Here is a 15,657-nt window from a genome sequence, read left to right on the forward strand (position 1 = left end):
AACTCCGGGAAACGTCAAGGAACGTCAAAGAACATCAAGGGACAGCACTGATGGAACGTCTGCACACCCTCATCGACAGCCCCTACGGGCCGCTCACGCTCGTCGCCACCGACGGCGTCCTCAGCGGCCTCTACATGACCGAGCAGCGCCACCGCCCGCCGCAGGAGAGCTTCGGCGCCCCCGACCCGGCGCCGTTCGGCGAGGCGATCCGTCAGCTGGAGGCCTATTTCGCCGGGGAGTTGACGGAGTTCGACCTGCCGCTGCGGCTGGACGGCACGCCGTTCCAGCGCACGGTCTGGCACGAGCTCCAGCAGATCCCCTACGGCGAGATCCGTACGTACGGAGAGCTCGCCGAGGCCCTCGGCAAGCCCAGCGCCTCACGCGCGGTGGGCCTCGCCAACGGCAAGAACCCGATCGGCGTCATCGTCCCCTGCCACCGCGTCATCGGCGCGGGCGGCAGCCTGACGGGCTACGGCGGCGGCCTCGACCGCAAGCGGCGGCTGCTGGCGTTCGAGGGCGCGAGGGCGAGCGGCGGCGAGGACGTGCTGTTCTAGCGGCCGGTCCACAGCGGCAGGGGGCGGGTGTCAGCCGACCCGGTACCCGTCCTCCAGCTCCGCCGGCCCGCCGCCCCGCGTCAGCACGTCGAGCCCGGCGGCCACCCGGCGGCCCAGCTCGTCGGGCAGGTACTCCGTGAGGTCCGCGGGGGCCACCAGGCGCCAGGAGATCAGCTCCTCCTCCTGGAGTCTGATCGACTTCAGCCGTTCGGTGTCCAGGACCCCGCCGTCGTACAGGTAGGCCACCAGCGGCGGCCGCGGCCGCACGGGCCCCGGCGGCACCCAGTCGACCGCGAGCAGCGGACCGAGCGCGACGTCGAGCCCGATCTCCTCGAGCGTCTCCCTGCGCGCCCCCTGCCGCGGCGTCTCGCCGTCGTCCGACTCGACGGTCCCGCCGGGCAGCGCCCAGCCCTCGCGGTAGTTGGGCTCGACGAGCAGGACCCGGCCCTCCGCGTCGCGGAAGAGCGCGGCGGCCCCGACGAGGACGCGGGGGAGGCCCGCGATGTACGTGGCGAAATCCTGAGTGGTCACCCTGGAAGCGTAGCCCCGGTCATGGGGCATCGATCAACTCCAGGGTGCGCTCCGCCAGTTCGCTGATCCGCACCCCGTCGAAGCCGAACACCGCACTGCTGATCCGGTCCTCCAGGGGGTCGGTCCACTGGGGCCCGATCGCCGGCGCGCCGCACAGGACGCCCGCCACCGAGCCCGCCGTCGCGCCGTTGGAGTCGGTGTCCAGGCCGCCGCGGACCGTCAGGGCGATGGTGCGGGTGAAGTCGCCCTCGCCGTACAGGAGCCCGGCGGTCAGGACGGCGGCGTTCGGCACGACGTGGATCCAGCCGAGGCCCGCCGTCTCCTCGGCCAGGGCGGTGAGCGTGTCCTCCCAGCCGAGCCCCGCCTCGTGCAGCGAGGTCACGCGCCGGACCGTGCGGGCGAGGCGGGAGCTCGCGGGGATCACCGTGAGCGCCGCGTCCACCGCATCGCGCGCGGATCCCGCGGTGAACGCCGCCGCGATCAGGGCCGCCGCCCACATCGCGCCGTAGACGCCGTTGCCCGTGTGGGAGAGCACGGCGTCGCGGCGGGCGAGCGCGGCGGCGCGGCGCGGTTCGCCGGGCGAGGTCCAGCCGAAGATGTCCGCCCGGATCAGCGCCCCGATGTACTCCTGGTACGCGTTCTCGTACGTCGCCGTGAGCGGCGGCCGCAGCCCGTTCGCGAGGTTGCGGTACGCGACCCGCTCCGCCGTGAACGTCTGCAGATACGGCAGCCGCAGCAGCCACAGGCCGCCGACCTGCTCGGTCGTGAACGCGAAGCCGTGGGTCTCCAGGAGGTGCAGACCGAGGACCGCGTAGTCGACGTCGTCGTCGCGGCAGCTGCCGTGGATCCGGCCGCGTACGCACCGGGGCCACTCGGGGCGCAGCTCGAACTCGCCGCAGTCTTCGGGGGGTTCGGGCAGGTAGTCGGTGAGGGGCAGTGCGTCCGTGCGCCTGAGATAGCGGTCGATGCGGTCGCGGGTCCAGTGGTCGCCGCGCTCCACCGGCTTGCCGAGCATGTTGCCCGCGATCCTGCCGAGCCAGCCGCCGAGCACGCGGTCGGCGAGAGCGGCGTCGCTGGGTCCCGTGCCCGCGGGGGTCGTGGAGGTCATGCGTCCGGTCTACCGAATTCGGGGCGATTCCGCGCGGCCCCGGCGTCGACGTGGCGCGACGCATGAGACGTTTGTCGTGTTTTCGGCAGAGTTCGGTCGGACTGGGAGTGCGGATGAGGCGACGTACGACGACGGTGATGGCGGCCGCGGTCCTCGGTGTGCTGTCGGCGACGGGCCCCGCCCACGCGGCGGGGCCCGATCCGCTGGTGCGCACCGGGGACATCGACCTCCTGGAGGACGTCCTGGAGCACATCAGCGTGCCGGTGGGGGACGGCAGCAAGACCATCCACCAGCTGTACGACTCCCGTACCGGCGGCCGCCCGGGGAAGTGAGCGGCGCGGTCGCCGCCGGAAAGCGAGCGGCTCGGCCGTCTTCCGGAAACGAGCGTCTTCCGGAAACGATCCGCTCAGTCGCCGTCCTGGCTGCGGGATCTGACGATCCGTCGCAGCCGGCGGTGCCGGTCGGGGGTCTGCTCGGTGATCGCGTCGCCGACCATCGTGCGCACCGCGTCCCGCAGCCCGTGCAGCGCGTGGCCGCGCGCGGGGCCCGCGCCCGGGTCCTCGCGCAGCTCCTTGAACAGCGCCCAGCACAGCGTCAGCATCACCACCACGAACGGCAGTGCCACCAGGATCGTCGCGCTCTGCAGGGAGTTCAGGCCGCCCGCGACCAGGAGCACCGCGGCCACCGCCGCCATCAGGACGCCCCAGGTGACGACCAGCCAGGTGGGCGGGTGGAGCGAGCCGCGGCTGCTGAGGGAGCCCATCACCAGCGAGGCGGAGTCGGCGCTCGTGACGAAGTACGTCATGACGAGGATCATCGCGACCCAGGACGTGACCGTGCCCAGCGGCAGCGCGTCCAGCATCGCGAAGAGCGAGGCCTCGGCGCCCTCCTTGACCTTCTCCGCCATGTCGACCTTGCCGGTGGCGTCGAGGCGGATGCCGGTGCCGCCCATCACGCAGAACCAGACGACGGTGGCGCCGCTCGGCACGAGCAGGACGCCGATCAGGAACTCGCGGATCGTGCGGCCGTGGGAGATGCGGGCGATGAACGTGCCGACGAACGGCGCCCACGAAAGCCACCACGCCCAGTAGAAGATCGTCCAGGCGCCGAGCCAGGAGCTGTCGGTGAAGGCGCCGGTGCGCGAGGCCATCGGGAGCAGCTGGTGGAGATAGCCGCCGACGCTCGCGGGGATCGCGTCCAGGACGTAGACGGTCGGACCGAGGACGAAGACGAACAGCATCAGGCAGGCGGCCAGCATGATGTTGAGGGTGCTGAGCCACTTCACGCCCTTGTGCACCCCGGAGAACGCGGAGACCACGAAGGCGGCGCCGAGCGACACGATGATGATCAGCTGGAGGGTGGTGGAACTCTCCACGCCCGTCGTGAGGTTGAGGCCCGTGGCGACCTGCAGCGCGCCGACGCCGAGGCTGGTCGCGGTGCCGAAGACGGTGGCGAAGACCGCGAGCAGGTCGATGACCCGGCCCGGCCAGGCCGCCGCGCGGCGGGCGCCGATGAGCGGTACGAACACCGAGCTGAGGCGGTTGCCGCGGCCCTTGCGAAAGCCCGCGTAGGCGAGGGCGAGGCCGGCGATGCCGTAGATCGCCCAGGGGGTCAGCGTCCAGTGGAAGAAGGAGTACTCGAGGGCGGTGCGGGCGGCGGCGCCGGTGCGGGGATCGGCGGGCGAGGACGGGGGAGGGTCGAGGTAGTGGGTGAGCGGCTCCCCGACGCCGTAGAACATCAGGCCGATGCCCATGCCCGCGCTGAACATCATCGCGATCCACGCGAGGTTGGTGAACTCCGGCTCGGAGTCGTCCTTGCCGAGCCTGATCCGGCCGAAGCGGCTGAGCGCGAGGAACACGCACAGGACGAGGAAGACGTCCGCGGCGATCACGAAGAGCCAGGCGAAGTTGTCCAGGACCCAGGCGAGCGCGGTGTCGGAGGCCTTCTCGAAGGACTTCTTGCCGAGCGCCGCCCAGGCGACCACGCCGAGGACGGCGGCCACGCCGATGCCGACGACCGCGAAGTCGGGGGTGCCGTCCGGGGGCGAGCCGTGCTCGCGGTCGTGACCGGTCGACGGAGGGCCCGGTGGGCCCTCGCCGGGCTGGGGCTGATCGATCATTTCCGTGCTCATGGCGCACCACTATGGAGCGATATGGGGGGACTTTTGGGAGGGGCGCGCCGTCTCATGCTCCAGCTGACCATGGGCAGGGGGCCCCGTCTGCGGTTATGGTCGCAGCGGCGCGACTGCCTTGACGCGAGCAAGGCCCGGAAAGCAAGGGGAATGCAAGGTGGCGGACGCTGCAGGGACGGCGGGAAGCGAGCGGCAGACGCAGGTTCGGGGCGCGGGGGCGCCGCGCGGACAGGCGCAGCACGTGCTCATCGCCGCGGACAAGTTCAAGGGGTCGCTCACGGCCGTGCAGGTCGCCGAGCGGGTGACGGCCGGGCTGCGCAGGGGCGCCCCCGACGTGTCGGTCGAGGCGCTGCCGGTCGCCGACGGCGGTGACGGCACGGTCGCCGCGGCCGTCGCGGGCGGCTTCGAGCGCCGGGAGGTCCGCGTCACGGGGCCGACCGGTGACGAGGTGACGGCGGCGTACGCGCTCAAGGACGGCACCGCCGTGGTGGAGATGGCCGAGGCCTCGGGCCTCCAGCTGCTCCCCGATGGCGTCTTCGCGCCGCTCACCGCGACGACGTACGGCTCCGGGGAGCTGATCCTCGCCGCGCTCGACGCGGGGGCCCGCACGATCGTCTTCGGCGTCGGCGGCAGCGCCACGACCGACGGTGGCGCGGGCATGCTGGCCGCGCTCGGCGCGCGCTTCCTGGACGCGGACGGCGAGTCCGTCGCGCCCGGCGGCGGCCCGCTGAAGGACCTGGCGAGCGCCGACCTCTCGGGCCTGGACCCCCGCCTGAAGGACATCGAGCTGGTCCTCGCCAGCGACGTCGACAACCCGCTGACCGGACCGAAGGGCGCCCCCGCCGTCTACGGCCCGCAGAAGGGCGCGTCCCCCGAGGACGTCGCGGCCCTGGACGCGGCCCTCGCGCACTTCGCCGCGGTCCTGGAGAAGTCCGTCGGCCCCAAGGCCGCCGAGTACGCGCAGTCGCCGGGCGCGGGCGCCGCGGGCGGCATCGGGTACGGCGCGCTGGTCGGGCTCGGGGCGAGCTTCCGCCCCGGCATCGAGGTCATGCTGGACGTCCTCGGTTTCGCACCGGCCCTGGAGAAGGCCACGCTGGTCATCACGGGCGAGGGCTCATTGGACGAGCAGACCCTGCACGGCAAGGCCCCGGCAGGCGTGGCCGCCGCGGCCAGGGCCGCCGGCGTCGAGGTGGTCGCGGTCTGCGGCCGCCTGGCCCTGCCCCCGGAGACCCTCGGCAAGGCGGGAATCCGCCGCGCGTACGCCCTCACGGACGTGGAGCCGGACGTGACCCGCTGCATCGCGGAGGCGGGCCCGATCCTGGAAACGGTGGCGGAACGCATCGCCAGGGACTTCCTGAACTGACCTCGGCTGGGCGGGGCGGCGTCTCGGCTTGGCGGCGCCTCGGCTCGGTGGTGCTTCCGCTCGGTGATGCCTCGGCCTGGTGGTGCTTCCGCTCGGTGGTGCCTCGGCCCGGCCGCGCCGCCTGTCCGGCCGCGGGGCCGGGGGCGGCCGTGGGTGCTGAGGGGCTGGGCTCGGTGGCGGCCGAGCTGCGTCTGACCGCCCGCCCCACCCTCGGGGCCTCGTGGCCGACCGCCCCCCCCGGGGGGGGCTTCGTCCGATCAGCCCGGACTTCGCTCATCCTCCCGGGACTTCGCCCGTCCCCCCCCCCGGGACTTCGTCCGATCCCCCCGGACTTCGCCCGCCCCCCGGACTTCGTCCGGTCACCCGTATCGAACCGGGAACTTGATCGTTTCTTCAGTACGTGATGAGGAGTCGATCTTGACGGGGTGGGCGCAGCTCGGGGGGCTCGGAGTGGTGGCGACGCTGTGCCCCGTGGGAGCCGTGTCCGTCGGTGCGCATGTCGAGGCGCTCGGTGTGGTGCTGTCGGGGCAGGTGGAGATCTGCCGGGAGGAGTCGGCGCCTGCCGAGGCGGAGCCGGCGCCGCGGCCGGCGTCCGGTCCCGAGGCGCGTACCGCCTCGCCGCCGCGCCCTGAGCCGGTGCCACCCGGCCCTGCGGCACCCCGTGCCGCGCCGACCACCCGCCCCGCGCCGGAACCACCGCCCCCACCCCCGGCCCCGCCCCGCGTGCGCGAGCTGCTCATCCCCGTACGCCTGACGAGCACGCCGCGACCCCGGCCGCCCGGGCCCCGTGCTTCGCCACCGCCCCCGCCCTCCTTCACCGCGCCGCCGTACCACGCGGCCGCCGAGCGGGAGCGCGAGGGCGGGCGGTCCGTGGTCACCACCACGATGGTCGTCACCACCCCCGCCGTGCTCGCCGCGGCCCTGCTGCGGCCGCGGTCGCGCTCCGCCGCGGCCGGCTCCTCAGGCACCCGATCCCGCCCCAACTCCTCTTCCGGAGGCCCTTCGTGACGGAATGGCTCGTCCTCGGCGTCGCCATGGCGCTGGCCTGCGCGGTCGTTCTGACCGTGACCGTGATCAGGCACCGCCGCGTGCCCGCGGACGACGACCCCAGCCAGACGCCCGACGTCATCGAGTACATGGTGATGATGGTCGGCGTCGTGTACGCGATCGTCCTCGGCCTCGCCATCGCCGGCGTCTGGGAGGCCCGCGGCGCCGCCGAGGACGGCGCCCGCCAGGAGGCCCAGGCGCTGCACGAGATCACCAGGCGCGCGCAGATCTACCCGGCCGACGCGGAGCGGCGCATTCAGGAAGACGTGCGGCGGTACACCCGGCACGTGACCGCCGTCGAGTGGCCGCTCATGATCGAGCAGCACCAACTCACCGACCGGGGAACCGAGTTGCTCGACACGCTGCGCCGCGACATCGCCGGGCGCACACCCGCCAGTGAACTGGAGGCCCAGACCTACCAGCCGCTGCTCGACCAGGTGGCCGCCGCCGACGAGGCGCGCAGGGCCAGGGCCGACAACGCGGAGGAGACGCTCCCCGGCGTGGTCTGGTTCGGCCTGGTCGTCGGGGCGCTCGTCACGGTGGGCCTCATCTTCACCCTGCAGATCAGGCGCTCCGCCAGGGAGTTGCTGCTCGCCGGGACCTTCAGCGCGCTGATCGCCTTCCTGCTCTTCCTCGTCTGGAACTTCGACGCGCCCTTCGGCAGGTCCGCGACGGAGTCGGCCGGTGTCTTCCAGGATCTGCTCTCCACCTGAAAACCCCTGCCCACAGGGCGCGTTCGGTCATCACGGGCGCGCCCCCCGGCACAGCCGGTGCGCCTCCACCGCCAGCGCCACCTCCACCAGGTCCCGCGGCCGCGCGAGCGAACGCGCCGTCAACTGCTCAAGGCGGCGCAGGCGGTTGAACACCGTGTTGCGGTGGCAGTACAGCCGCCCGGCCGCCCGCCCCGCGGACCCCTCGCAGGCCAGCCACGCGTCCAACGTCTCCAACAGCACGGCCCTGTCCGCCGGTTCGAGGGCGAGGACCTCGCCGAGCACCCCCGCCACCAAGTGCTCCGCAAGCTCCGGCTGGCTCACCACCAGGGCCGTCGGCATCCGCTGGTCCAGGCGTACGATGCCGGTCGCGCCCGGCGGGCAGGTGCGCAGCGCAAGCTCCGCGAGCCGCCGCGCACGGCCCAGTTCCGCCAGGCCGCCGACCACGGGGCTGATGCCGCCGGGCCCCGGGCAGCGCCCGTCGAGCAGCCGGGCGAGGTCGTCCAGGCCGACCGGGCCGCTCCCCGGCTCACCGCCCGCCGTGCCGAGCGCGACCACGCCGACCTCGCAGTCCGTCCGCATCCGCCAGATGAAACGGAACCCGCCCCGCTGGATCTGCCGGTGGAACGCCTCGCGCCCGTCGCGCCGGTCCGCGCGCAGGACCACCACCGCGTACGGGCCGTGCTCGGGCAGGTCGAGCCCGGCCGCCGCGCGCGCCGCGAGGCCCGGCGCCGACCGGCCCTCCAGAAGGGCGTCGAGCAGCGCCTGCAGCTGCTCGTCGGTGCGCCGGCGCAGCTCAAGCTCCGTCGCGCGGTACGCGTCGGACGCCACCGCCACCTGCGCGTCCACCGCCGACCACACCATCGTCGCCGAGCGCATCAGGACCCGCAGCTTCTCGGGGTCCTTGCCCGCCACGCCCTCCAGGAGCGAATCCCACACCAGATAGCCCGCGTTGCGGTACGAGTGCACCAACAGGTCCAGCGGAAGCCCCTGTTGGGCCCGGCGTCGCCCCGCCTCCTCCGCGTACTCCAGGTCGCGGCGCGGCGAGGCCCGCGGAGCCGAGATCGTCTCGATGCCGATGCGCATGGCCTCCTCGGCCTCCCGCCACTGCAGGTCGTACGGCAGGACGCGGCCGTACACCGGCGAGTGCTCCGTGAGCTGCCGCAGATGCTCGTCGACCAGCTCGGGCAGGCGCGGGAGCAGCGCCGTGCACGCCTCCTTGAGGAGCTTCCAGTCGTGCCCGGTCCGAGGCCTGCGCCCGTTCTTGGGCCCGGTCATGGATCCCCCCGCAGCTGCGCTCCAGGACGCCTCCGGGGCGTCGTCGGCCGGTCGTCCGGACGTCGTTGGTGCGGAGGATGCCACTGCCCGGCCCCCTCCGACAGGCCCCTGACACGCGGTGTTGTGCGCGTGCACAACGGCGGAGCGCCCCCGCTGGTCTCCCGCAGCGTTTCGTCCACTGCCCGTGGACGGGCCCCTCCCGCGGTGCTGGGGTGAGCGCCACGCGACGGCGGACGGCCGTGCGGGACAAGGGGGTTGGTACGTGGACGGATCCGGACTCGTCGTACGGGACGTGTCGGTCGGCTACGGTCCCGTGCGCGCCCTGCGCCGGGTCTCGCTCGACCTGCCGGACGGCGCGGTCGTCGCCGTGCTCGGCGGCAACGGCGCGGGCAAGTCGACGCTCCTGCGCGCCGTCTCGCGCACCCTCTCCTTCCAGGGCGGCAGGCTCACCTCGGGCACCGTCCACTTCGCGGGCCGGCGCATCGACGCCCTCGCGCCGGACCGGGTAGTGGCCGCCGGGATCTCCCACGTACCCGAGGGGAGACGGGTGTTCGCCCGCATGACGGTCGCCGACAACCTGCGGGCGGGCGCCCTCGGCTCCACCGGTTCGCGCGCCGCCAAGGCACAGGCCCTGCGGCGCGTCCACGGCCTCTTCCCGGTCCTCGCCGAGCGGGGCGCCCAGCGGGCCGGGCTGCTCTCCGGCGGCGAGCAGCAGATGCTCGCGGTGGGCAGGGCGCTGATGGCCTCCCCGCGCCTGCTCCTGCTCGACGAACCCTCCCTGGGGCTCGCGCCGTTGATGGCGGCGCGGATCGCCGACACCGTCCGGGAGATCAACGCCCAGGGCACCTCGGTGCTCCTCGTCGAGCAGAACGCCGCCCTCGCGCTGCGGCTCGCCTCCACCGCGTACGTCCTCGACGTCGGTGAAGTCGCCCTGTCGGGGCCCGCGGACGAGCTCGCCGCCTCCGACGAGGTGCGCCGGCGCTACCTCGGGGTGGTCGACGAGGACGCGGCGGCCGACGCCTCGCGGGGCCTGGGCGAGCTGCCGGTACTGCCGCGCTGGGAGGGCGGGGCATGAGCGACCGAGCGCCCTACCCGTCGCCGAAGGTGCGGACGGCCGTACCGCCCCTGGAAGTGCGTGAGTTGACCGTCCGCTTCGCCGGGCTCACCGCACTCGACGCCGTCAGCTTCACCGTCCGCCCCGGCACCGTGCACGCCGTCATCGGGCCCAACGGCGCGGGCAAGTCCACCTGCTTCAACGTCCTGTCCGGCGTCTACCGCGCCACCGGCGGCAGCGTCCGCTTCGGCGCCCACGAGCTCACCGGCATGCGTCCGCACCGCATCGCGGAGCTCGGCGTCGCCCGGATCTTCCAGAACCTCGCCCTGCCGCCGCGCGCCACCGTCGCCGACAGCCTGCTCCTGGGCCGCCACCGCCTCACCCGCACCGGGTTCGTGGCCGCGGGCCTCCGGCTGCCCTCGGCGGCCCGCGAGGAGCGCCGCCACCGCGAACGCGTCCGCGAGATCGCCGCGTTCGTCGGCCTGGAGCGCCAACTCGACCTGCCCGCGGGCGCCTTGCCCTACGGCCAGCAGAAACTCGCCGAGCTCGCCCGCGCCCTGTGCATGGAGCCGCGCCTGCTGCTCCTCGACGAGCCGGTCGCGGGCATGACCGCCGACGAACGGCGCCGCACCGCGGCCGTGATCGCGGGCGTCCGCGACAGCCTCGGCATCTCGATCGTCCTGGTGGAACACGACATGGGGGTGGTGATGCGGCTCGCGGACGCGGTGACCGTACTCGACTTCGGACGCCGCATCGCCGACGGCGCCCCGGCGGACGTCCAGAACGACCCGGCGGTGGTGCGGGCGTACCTGGGGGAGGGCGATCGGTCCGGCGGCCCGGGCCCCGAGGAAGGCGAGGGCGGCCGGTCCGGCGGCACACGGCCCGGCGAAGGGGAGGCCCGTCCATGACCACCTTCACCGAACTCCTCCTCAACGGACTCTCGTTGGGGTCCGTCTACGCCCTCATCGCCCTCGGCTTCGTCGTCATCTTCCGCGCCACCGAGGTGGTGAACTTCGCCCACGCCTCGCTGCTCCTGGCCGGTGGCTACATCACCGCGTCCCTCCACGACGACCTCGGCTTCTGGGCGGCGCTGCTCGTCGGCATCGCGGGCGCCGCCGTGGTCGGCGCCGCCGTCGAGTTCCTGGTCATGCGGCGCTACCGGGGCGCGGACCACAGCGTGCTCGCCATCGTCACCATCGGCGTCGACATCCTGCTGACCACCGAACTCACCCGCCGCCTCGGCACGGACGTCCTGCCGCTCGGCGACCCGTGGGGCGACGACGTGCTCACCGTCGGACCCCTCTCCCTCGCCCACACCCGCATCGCCGCGTTCGTCGCGGCGGCGCTGCTCATCACCGCCTTCCTGCTCGCCTTCCGCTACACCTCCTGGGGCGTGGCCATGCGGGCCGCCGCCGAGAGCCCCGAGACCGCCGCGCTGATGGGCGTGCGCCTGGGCAGGGTCTCGCTCGGCGCGTGGGCGGTGGCGGGCGCGCTCGCCGCCGTGGCCGCGCTGTTCCTCACCGTCTTCCCGACACCCGGCCTCGAACGCGCCACCTCCCTGGCCGCGTTGAAGGCGTTCCCCGCCGCCATCCTCGGCGGCCTCGACTCCACCACGGGCGCCCTCGTCGGCGGACTCGTGGTGGGCGTGACGGAGTCCCTCGCCACCGGCTACCAGAGCGAACTCACCTTCCTGGGGCGCGGCTTGGGCGACCTCGCGCCGTACCTCGTCATGACCGCCATCCTGCTCGTGCGGCCCGCCGGGCTCTTCGGCACCAAGGAGCTCGCCCGTGTCTGACGTCGTCGCCCGCTCCGCCCGCTCCCTGGGCCGTACGCTCCTCAAGCGCCGCCGCGGCTACGCGTGGGCCGCAGCGGCGACCGTGCTGCTCGCCGTGCCCTTCTACCTCGACCGCTTCTGGCTCCAGGCGGGCCTGTTCGCCATGGCCGCCGCCATCGGCGCCATCGGCATCAACCTCCTGACCGGCGCGACCGGCCAACTCTCCATGGGGCACGCCTTCTTCCTCGCGATCGGGGCGTACGGATACTGCGTCCTGGCCGCGGACGGCGGTGACGGGCTGACCGGGCTCGGCCTGCCGACCTGGCTCGCCGCCACCCTCGCCGTGGCCGCCGCCGGACTCGCGGGCGGCCTCTTCAGCCCCATCGCCGGACGCCTGCGCGGCGCCTACCTCGGCATCGCGACGCTCGCGCTGATCTTCATCGGGCAGCACGTGCTCTTCAACGCGCACGACCTGACGGGCGGCTCCAACGGGCGCGACGTACCGCCCCTGAACCTCTTCGGCGTCGCCTTCGACGACAGCGAGGTCCTCGTCGCCGCCGTGCCCTTCGGCTCCGCGGAGAAGCTCTGGTACGCCGGTCTGGTGTCGCTCCTGGCCTGCGGCCTCTTCGCCCGGGGCGTGCTGCGCGGCCGCCCCGGACGCGCCATGAACGCGATCCGCGACCACCGCGTCGCCGCCGGCGTCATGGGTGTGCCGGTGGCCCGCTACCGGGCGGGCGTCTTCGTCCTGTCGTCGATGTACGCGGGCCTGGCCGGGGTGCTGCTCGCCCTGGTCTTCCAGCGCACCGTGCCCGACTACTTCGGCATGACGCTCTCCCTCGAATACCTCGCCATGATCGTGATCGGCGGCCTCGGCTCGGTCGCGGGCGCCGTCGCGGGCGCCGCCCTCGTCTCCCTGCTGCCTCAGCTCCTCACCCGGTACAGCGACGCGCTGCCCCTCGTCTCGGCGCCCGGCACCGGCGGCATCTCACCGGGCGAGGCATCGCGGTATCTGTACGGCGCCGCCGTCGTGGCGGTGGTGCTCTTCCTGCCCGGCGGCCTGGCGAGGATCGCCGCCCGGCAGGGCAGGCCACGTCCAGGCACTCCAGGGGAGGAAGCATGAACACCAAGCGCATGAACACGAAGCGCATGAACACGAAGCGCATGAACACAACGGTCAGGGCCACGGCGGCCGTCACCGCCCTCGCCGCGCTCCTCGCGCTCACCGCGTGCAGCTCCAAGGCGAAGAACGACGACGGCGACAAGGGCGCGGGAGGGGTGAAGACCGGTGACGGCGTGACGAGCGAGACCATCGAACTCGGCGTGCTCACCGACATGACCGGCGTCTACGCCACCCTCGGCAAGAGCGTCACCCAGGCCCAGCAGCTCTACGTCGACCAGGTCAACGCGGACGGCGGCATCTGCGGCCGCAAGCTGAAGCTCACCGTCCGCGACCACGGCTACGACCCGCAGAAGGCCGTCGCCGCGTACACCGAACTGGAGCCGAAGGTTCTCGGCTTCGCCCAGTTCATCGGCTCCCCGTTCGTCGCCGCCGTCGAGAAGCGCGTCGACGCCAACAAGGGCCTCGTCCTGCCGCAGGCCTGGTCGGCGAACCTCCTGGGCAGCCCGTACGTGCGCGTCATCGGATCCACGTACGACCTGGAGACGATCAACGCGATCGACTTCCTGATGAAGGAGAAGGGCCTCAAGAAGGGCGACAAGCTCGGCCACGTCTACTTCGAGGGCGACTACGGCGAGAGCGCCCTCAAGGGCTCGAGGCACATGGCCGACGACGCGGGCCTCACCGTCGTCGAGCAGAAGATCAAACCGACCGACAACGACATGACCGCGCAGGTCTCCGCCCTGAAGAAGGCCGGCGTCAAGGCCGTCGTGATCAGCGCGGGCCCCCGCCAGGCCGCCTCCCTCGTCGGCGTCGCCGCGGCCGGCCGCTTCGACGTCCCGGTCATCGGCAACAACTCGGCGTTCGCCCCGCAGCTCCTGGCCACCCAGTCGGGCCCCGCCCTGCAGAAGAACTACTACGTCGCCTCGCCCACCCTGCCCATCGGCGCGGACACGGCGGCGGCCAAGAAGCTCGTCGCCGACTACAAGAAGGCCCACCCGGACGACTCCCTCGACAACGGCGTCGTCGCGGGCTGGACGGCGGCCTCGGTCTTCGGCGAGGCCCTGAAGAAGGCCTGCGAGGACAAGGACCTCACGCGTGAGGGCGTGGACAAGGCCCTGCTGACGATCGACGACTTCGACTCGGGCTTCGGCGTCACCCAGGACTTCACCGACCCCAAGGCGCCGTCATCCAAGGAGAGCGTGATCCTCAAGCCGGACAGGAAGGCGACGGGCGGCATGAAGGTCGTCCGCGCACCGGGCGCCGCCGACGCCGCGCGGGGGTACACGGCGGGGGAGTGAGTCAGCGGCGACGCTCGTCGCGCGGGGCGCCAGGGCGCTTCGCAGCGCGCGGGGTGGTGAATCCGGCCACGTGCGACCTCCTGGCGACGCACAGAGGGCCCGGACCGTGTGGTCCGGGCCCTCAGGGGCGAGGTGCGCAAGCTAGGGAAGCTGTGCCGCCCGCGCCTCGCGACGGTTGTCGCGGAAGTTGTTCACCCGTCGGGCCGTGGCGAAGAGGGGGATCACCGCGCCGAGGACGACCTGGAGCGCGCAGCCGGTCTGCAGGAGCAGCAGGCCGCCCGGGGCGTCGAACGCCCAGGCCGCGAGCAGCCCCATGGCCGCGACGATCCACGAGAGCATGGCCACCGCGAGGGGACCCCGCGGCTTGGGGTACTCGACCCGGCTGACCATGAGCCACGCCGTGCCGACGATCGCGAGGAGCGTCGCCCAGAAGGGCAGCTCCAGGAGCACGATCGAGACGACCGTGAGGGCACCGAAGGGCGATGGCATGCCCTGGAAGGTGCCGTCCTTCACGGTCACGCACGAGAACCGCGCAAGCCGCAGCACCACCGCCAGGAGCACCACGATCGCGCCGACCGCCGCCACCCGCTGATGCGCGTCGTTCGCGACCATGCCGTAGACGAGGACGAAGTACGCGGGGGCGAGACCGAAGCTGATCAGGTCCGAGAGGTTGTCCAGCTCCGCGCCCATCGGCGAGGACCGCAGCTTGCGGGCCACGAGGCCGTCGAAGAGGTCGAAGACGGCCGCGCAGAGCATCAGGATCACGGTGGTCGCGGCGGAGTGCCGCGCCATGCCGGTTTCCTCGCTGCCCTGCAGATGCGGGATGAGGATGCCCGTGGTGGTGAAGTACACCGCCATGAACCCGCACGTGGCGTTACCGAGCGTGAGGGTGTCCGCTATTGAGAGGCGCAGTGACAGAGGCATCTCCTCCTCGGCCTCGTCCTCCGCCGCCTCCGGCACCCAGCCGGCCTGCGTCTCCGGATCAACCACGGTCAATTCGAGTCACCCCAGCCACGGTCTTCTGACCCACCTCGACGTCCACTTCGACACCCTCGGGGAGGTAGATGTCGACGCGGGAGCCGAAGCGGATCAGGCCGATCCGTTCGCCTTGCTCCACCTTCGAACCCTGCGGCACGTACGGCACGATGCGCCGCGCCACCGCGCCCGCGATCTGGATCATCTCGATGTCGCCGAGCTCGGTGTCGAAGTGCCAGACAACGCGCTCGTTGTTCTCGCTCTCCTTGTTGAACGCCGGCACGAACCCGCCGGGCACGTGCTCCACGGACGTCACCGTGCCCGCGAGGGGCGCGCGGTTGACGTGGACGTTCAACGGGCTCATGAAGATGGCGACGCGGGTACGCCCGTCCTTCCACGGCATGATGCTCTGCACCACGCCGTCGGCGGGGGAGATGACCCGGCCCTGAGCGATCTCGCGCTCGGGGTCGCGGAAGAACCACAGCATGCCCGCCGCCAGAGCGGTGGCGGGTACGGCAACGGCCGCGGCGCCCTTGGAGCGGCGCGCGCGGGCGAGGCTGAGTGCCGCGGTGGCGACGGTCGGCAGGAGCCACGGCGATGCTCCGCGAGCAAGGCGTCCCTTAAGAATGCCGTCGCGTGGTGCAGAGGTTTGGCTGTGGGGCATGGATGACCTTCGTAGCGGATGATGCCGCGCATGAACGGGGGACGGCGGCT

The 15,657-nt window shown here is 72.9% G+C and carries 16 protein-coding genes; 10 read left to right on the top strand and 6 right to left on the bottom strand.

Translation table 11 applies throughout. The features are described 5' to 3' along the window. Positions 1-50: 50 nt before the first annotated feature. Positions 51-554 (top strand): methylated-DNA--[protein]-cysteine S-methyltransferase, encoded by a 504-nt coding sequence (locus tag ACZ4D5_RS27400; protein WP_467775072.1) that lies wholly within the window; start codon positions 51-53, stop codon positions 552-554. A gap of 30 nt (positions 555-584) precedes the next feature. On the opposite strand, the gene ACZ4D5_RS27405 is transcribed toward ACZ4D5_RS27400, so the two are convergent. Then, positions 585-1,085 (bottom strand): NUDIX domain-containing protein, encoded by a 501-nt coding sequence (locus ACZ4D5_RS27405; RefSeq protein ID WP_467775073.1) that lies wholly within the window; start codon positions 1,083-1,085, stop codon positions 585-587. Positions 1,086-1,104: 19 nt separating this feature from the next. Further along, positions 1,105-2,193, bottom strand: a complete 1,089-nt coding sequence (locus ACZ4D5_RS27410) for an ADP-ribosylglycohydrolase family protein (protein WP_467775074.1) — start codon at positions 2,191-2,193, stop codon at positions 1,105-1,107. 113 nt (positions 2,194-2,306) lie between these two features. Here ACZ4D5_RS27410 and ACZ4D5_RS27415 point away from each other — a divergent pair, with 113 nt between their 5' ends. After that, a complete protein-coding gene (locus ACZ4D5_RS27415; protein WP_467775075.1) occupies positions 2,307-2,525 on the top strand; it encodes a hypothetical protein in 219 nt (72 codons plus the stop codon). 74 nt (positions 2,526-2,599) lie between these two features. Here the strand turns inward: ACZ4D5_RS27415 and ACZ4D5_RS27420 are convergent, their stop codons facing one another. Beyond that, positions 2,600-4,324: a BCCT family transporter gene (locus ACZ4D5_RS27420; RefSeq protein WP_467775076.1), complete on the bottom strand. Its 1,725-nt coding sequence runs from the start codon at positions 4,322-4,324 to the stop codon at positions 2,600-2,602. 241 nt (positions 4,325-4,565) lie between these two features. Here ACZ4D5_RS27420 and ACZ4D5_RS27425 point away from each other — a divergent pair, with 241 nt between their 5' ends. From ACZ4D5_RS27425 to ACZ4D5_RS27435, 3 genes are all read left to right on the top strand, one after another. Then, the gene (locus ACZ4D5_RS27425; RefSeq protein WP_467775339.1) at positions 4,566-5,687 is read left to right on the top strand and encodes a glycerate kinase family protein; all 1,122 of its coding nucleotides are present in this window, start codon (positions 4,566-4,568) and stop codon (positions 5,685-5,687) included. A gap of 417 nt (positions 5,688-6,104) precedes the next feature. Then, a complete protein-coding gene (locus ACZ4D5_RS27430) occupies positions 6,105-6,695 on the top strand; it encodes a hypothetical protein (protein WP_467775077.1) in 591 nt (196 codons plus the stop codon). Continuing rightward, complete coding sequence (locus ACZ4D5_RS27435) at positions 6,692-7,447, top strand: bestrophin-like domain (protein ID WP_467775078.1); 756 nt, start codon at positions 6,692-6,694, stop codon at positions 7,445-7,447. The genes ACZ4D5_RS27430 and ACZ4D5_RS27435 overlap by 4 nt, the downstream gene beginning before the upstream one ends. Before the next feature lie 30 nt (positions 7,448-7,477). Here ACZ4D5_RS27435 and ACZ4D5_RS27440 read toward each other — a convergent pair whose 3' ends face one another. Beyond that, positions 7,478-8,722, bottom strand: a complete 1,245-nt coding sequence (locus tag ACZ4D5_RS27440) for a PucR family transcriptional regulator (RefSeq protein WP_467775079.1) — start codon at positions 8,720-8,722, stop codon at positions 7,478-7,480. Positions 8,723-8,984: 262 nt separating this feature from the next. Between ACZ4D5_RS27440 and ACZ4D5_RS27445 the strand changes: the two genes are divergently transcribed. From ACZ4D5_RS27445 to ACZ4D5_RS27465, 5 genes are read left to right on the top strand one after another with little or no spacing between them, the layout of a single operon-like run. Continuing rightward, positions 8,985-9,797 (top strand): ABC transporter ATP-binding protein, encoded by an 813-nt coding sequence (locus ACZ4D5_RS27445; RefSeq protein ID WP_467775080.1) that lies wholly within the window; start codon positions 8,985-8,987, stop codon positions 9,795-9,797. Then, positions 9,794-10,684, top strand: a complete 891-nt coding sequence (locus ACZ4D5_RS27450; RefSeq protein WP_467775081.1) for an ABC transporter ATP-binding protein — start codon at positions 9,794-9,796, stop codon at positions 10,682-10,684. The genes ACZ4D5_RS27445 and ACZ4D5_RS27450 overlap by 4 nt, the downstream gene beginning before the upstream one ends. Continuing rightward, positions 10,681-11,571, top strand: a complete 891-nt coding sequence (locus ACZ4D5_RS27455; protein ID WP_467775082.1) for a branched-chain amino acid ABC transporter permease — start codon at positions 10,681-10,683, stop codon at positions 11,569-11,571. Before ACZ4D5_RS27450 ends, ACZ4D5_RS27455 begins: the two co-directional genes overlap by 4 nt. Continuing rightward, the gene (locus ACZ4D5_RS27460; protein WP_467775083.1) at positions 11,564-12,670 is read left to right on the top strand and encodes a branched-chain amino acid ABC transporter permease; all 1,107 of its coding nucleotides are present in this window, start codon (positions 11,564-11,566) and stop codon (positions 12,668-12,670) included. The genes ACZ4D5_RS27455 and ACZ4D5_RS27460 overlap by 8 nt, the downstream gene beginning before the upstream one ends. A gap of 41 nt (positions 12,671-12,711) precedes the next feature. Next, on the top strand, positions 12,712-13,968 hold the full coding sequence (locus tag ACZ4D5_RS27465) for an ABC transporter substrate-binding protein (protein ID WP_467775340.1): 1,257 nt from the start codon (positions 12,712-12,714) through the stop codon (positions 13,966-13,968). A gap of 141 nt (positions 13,969-14,109) precedes the next feature. On the opposite strand, the gene pssA is transcribed toward ACZ4D5_RS27465, so the two are convergent. Both pssA and ACZ4D5_RS27475 read right to left on the bottom strand, forming a co-directional pair. After that, positions 14,110-14,964 carry a CDP-diacylglycerol--serine O-phosphatidyltransferase gene (gene pssA, locus ACZ4D5_RS27470; protein ID WP_362325600.1) on the bottom strand — a complete coding sequence of 285 codons (855 nt, stop codon included), beginning with the start codon at positions 14,962-14,964 and terminating at the stop codon, positions 14,110-14,112. After that, complete coding sequence (locus ACZ4D5_RS27475; protein ID WP_362325603.1) at positions 14,951-15,607, bottom strand: phosphatidylserine decarboxylase; 657 nt, start codon at positions 15,605-15,607, stop codon at positions 14,951-14,953. The genes pssA and ACZ4D5_RS27475 overlap by 14 nt, the downstream gene beginning before the upstream one ends. Positions 15,608-15,657: the final 50 nt, after the last annotated feature.

The sequence above is a fragment of the Streptomyces sp. NPDC025651 genome (genome assembly GCF_055558735.1).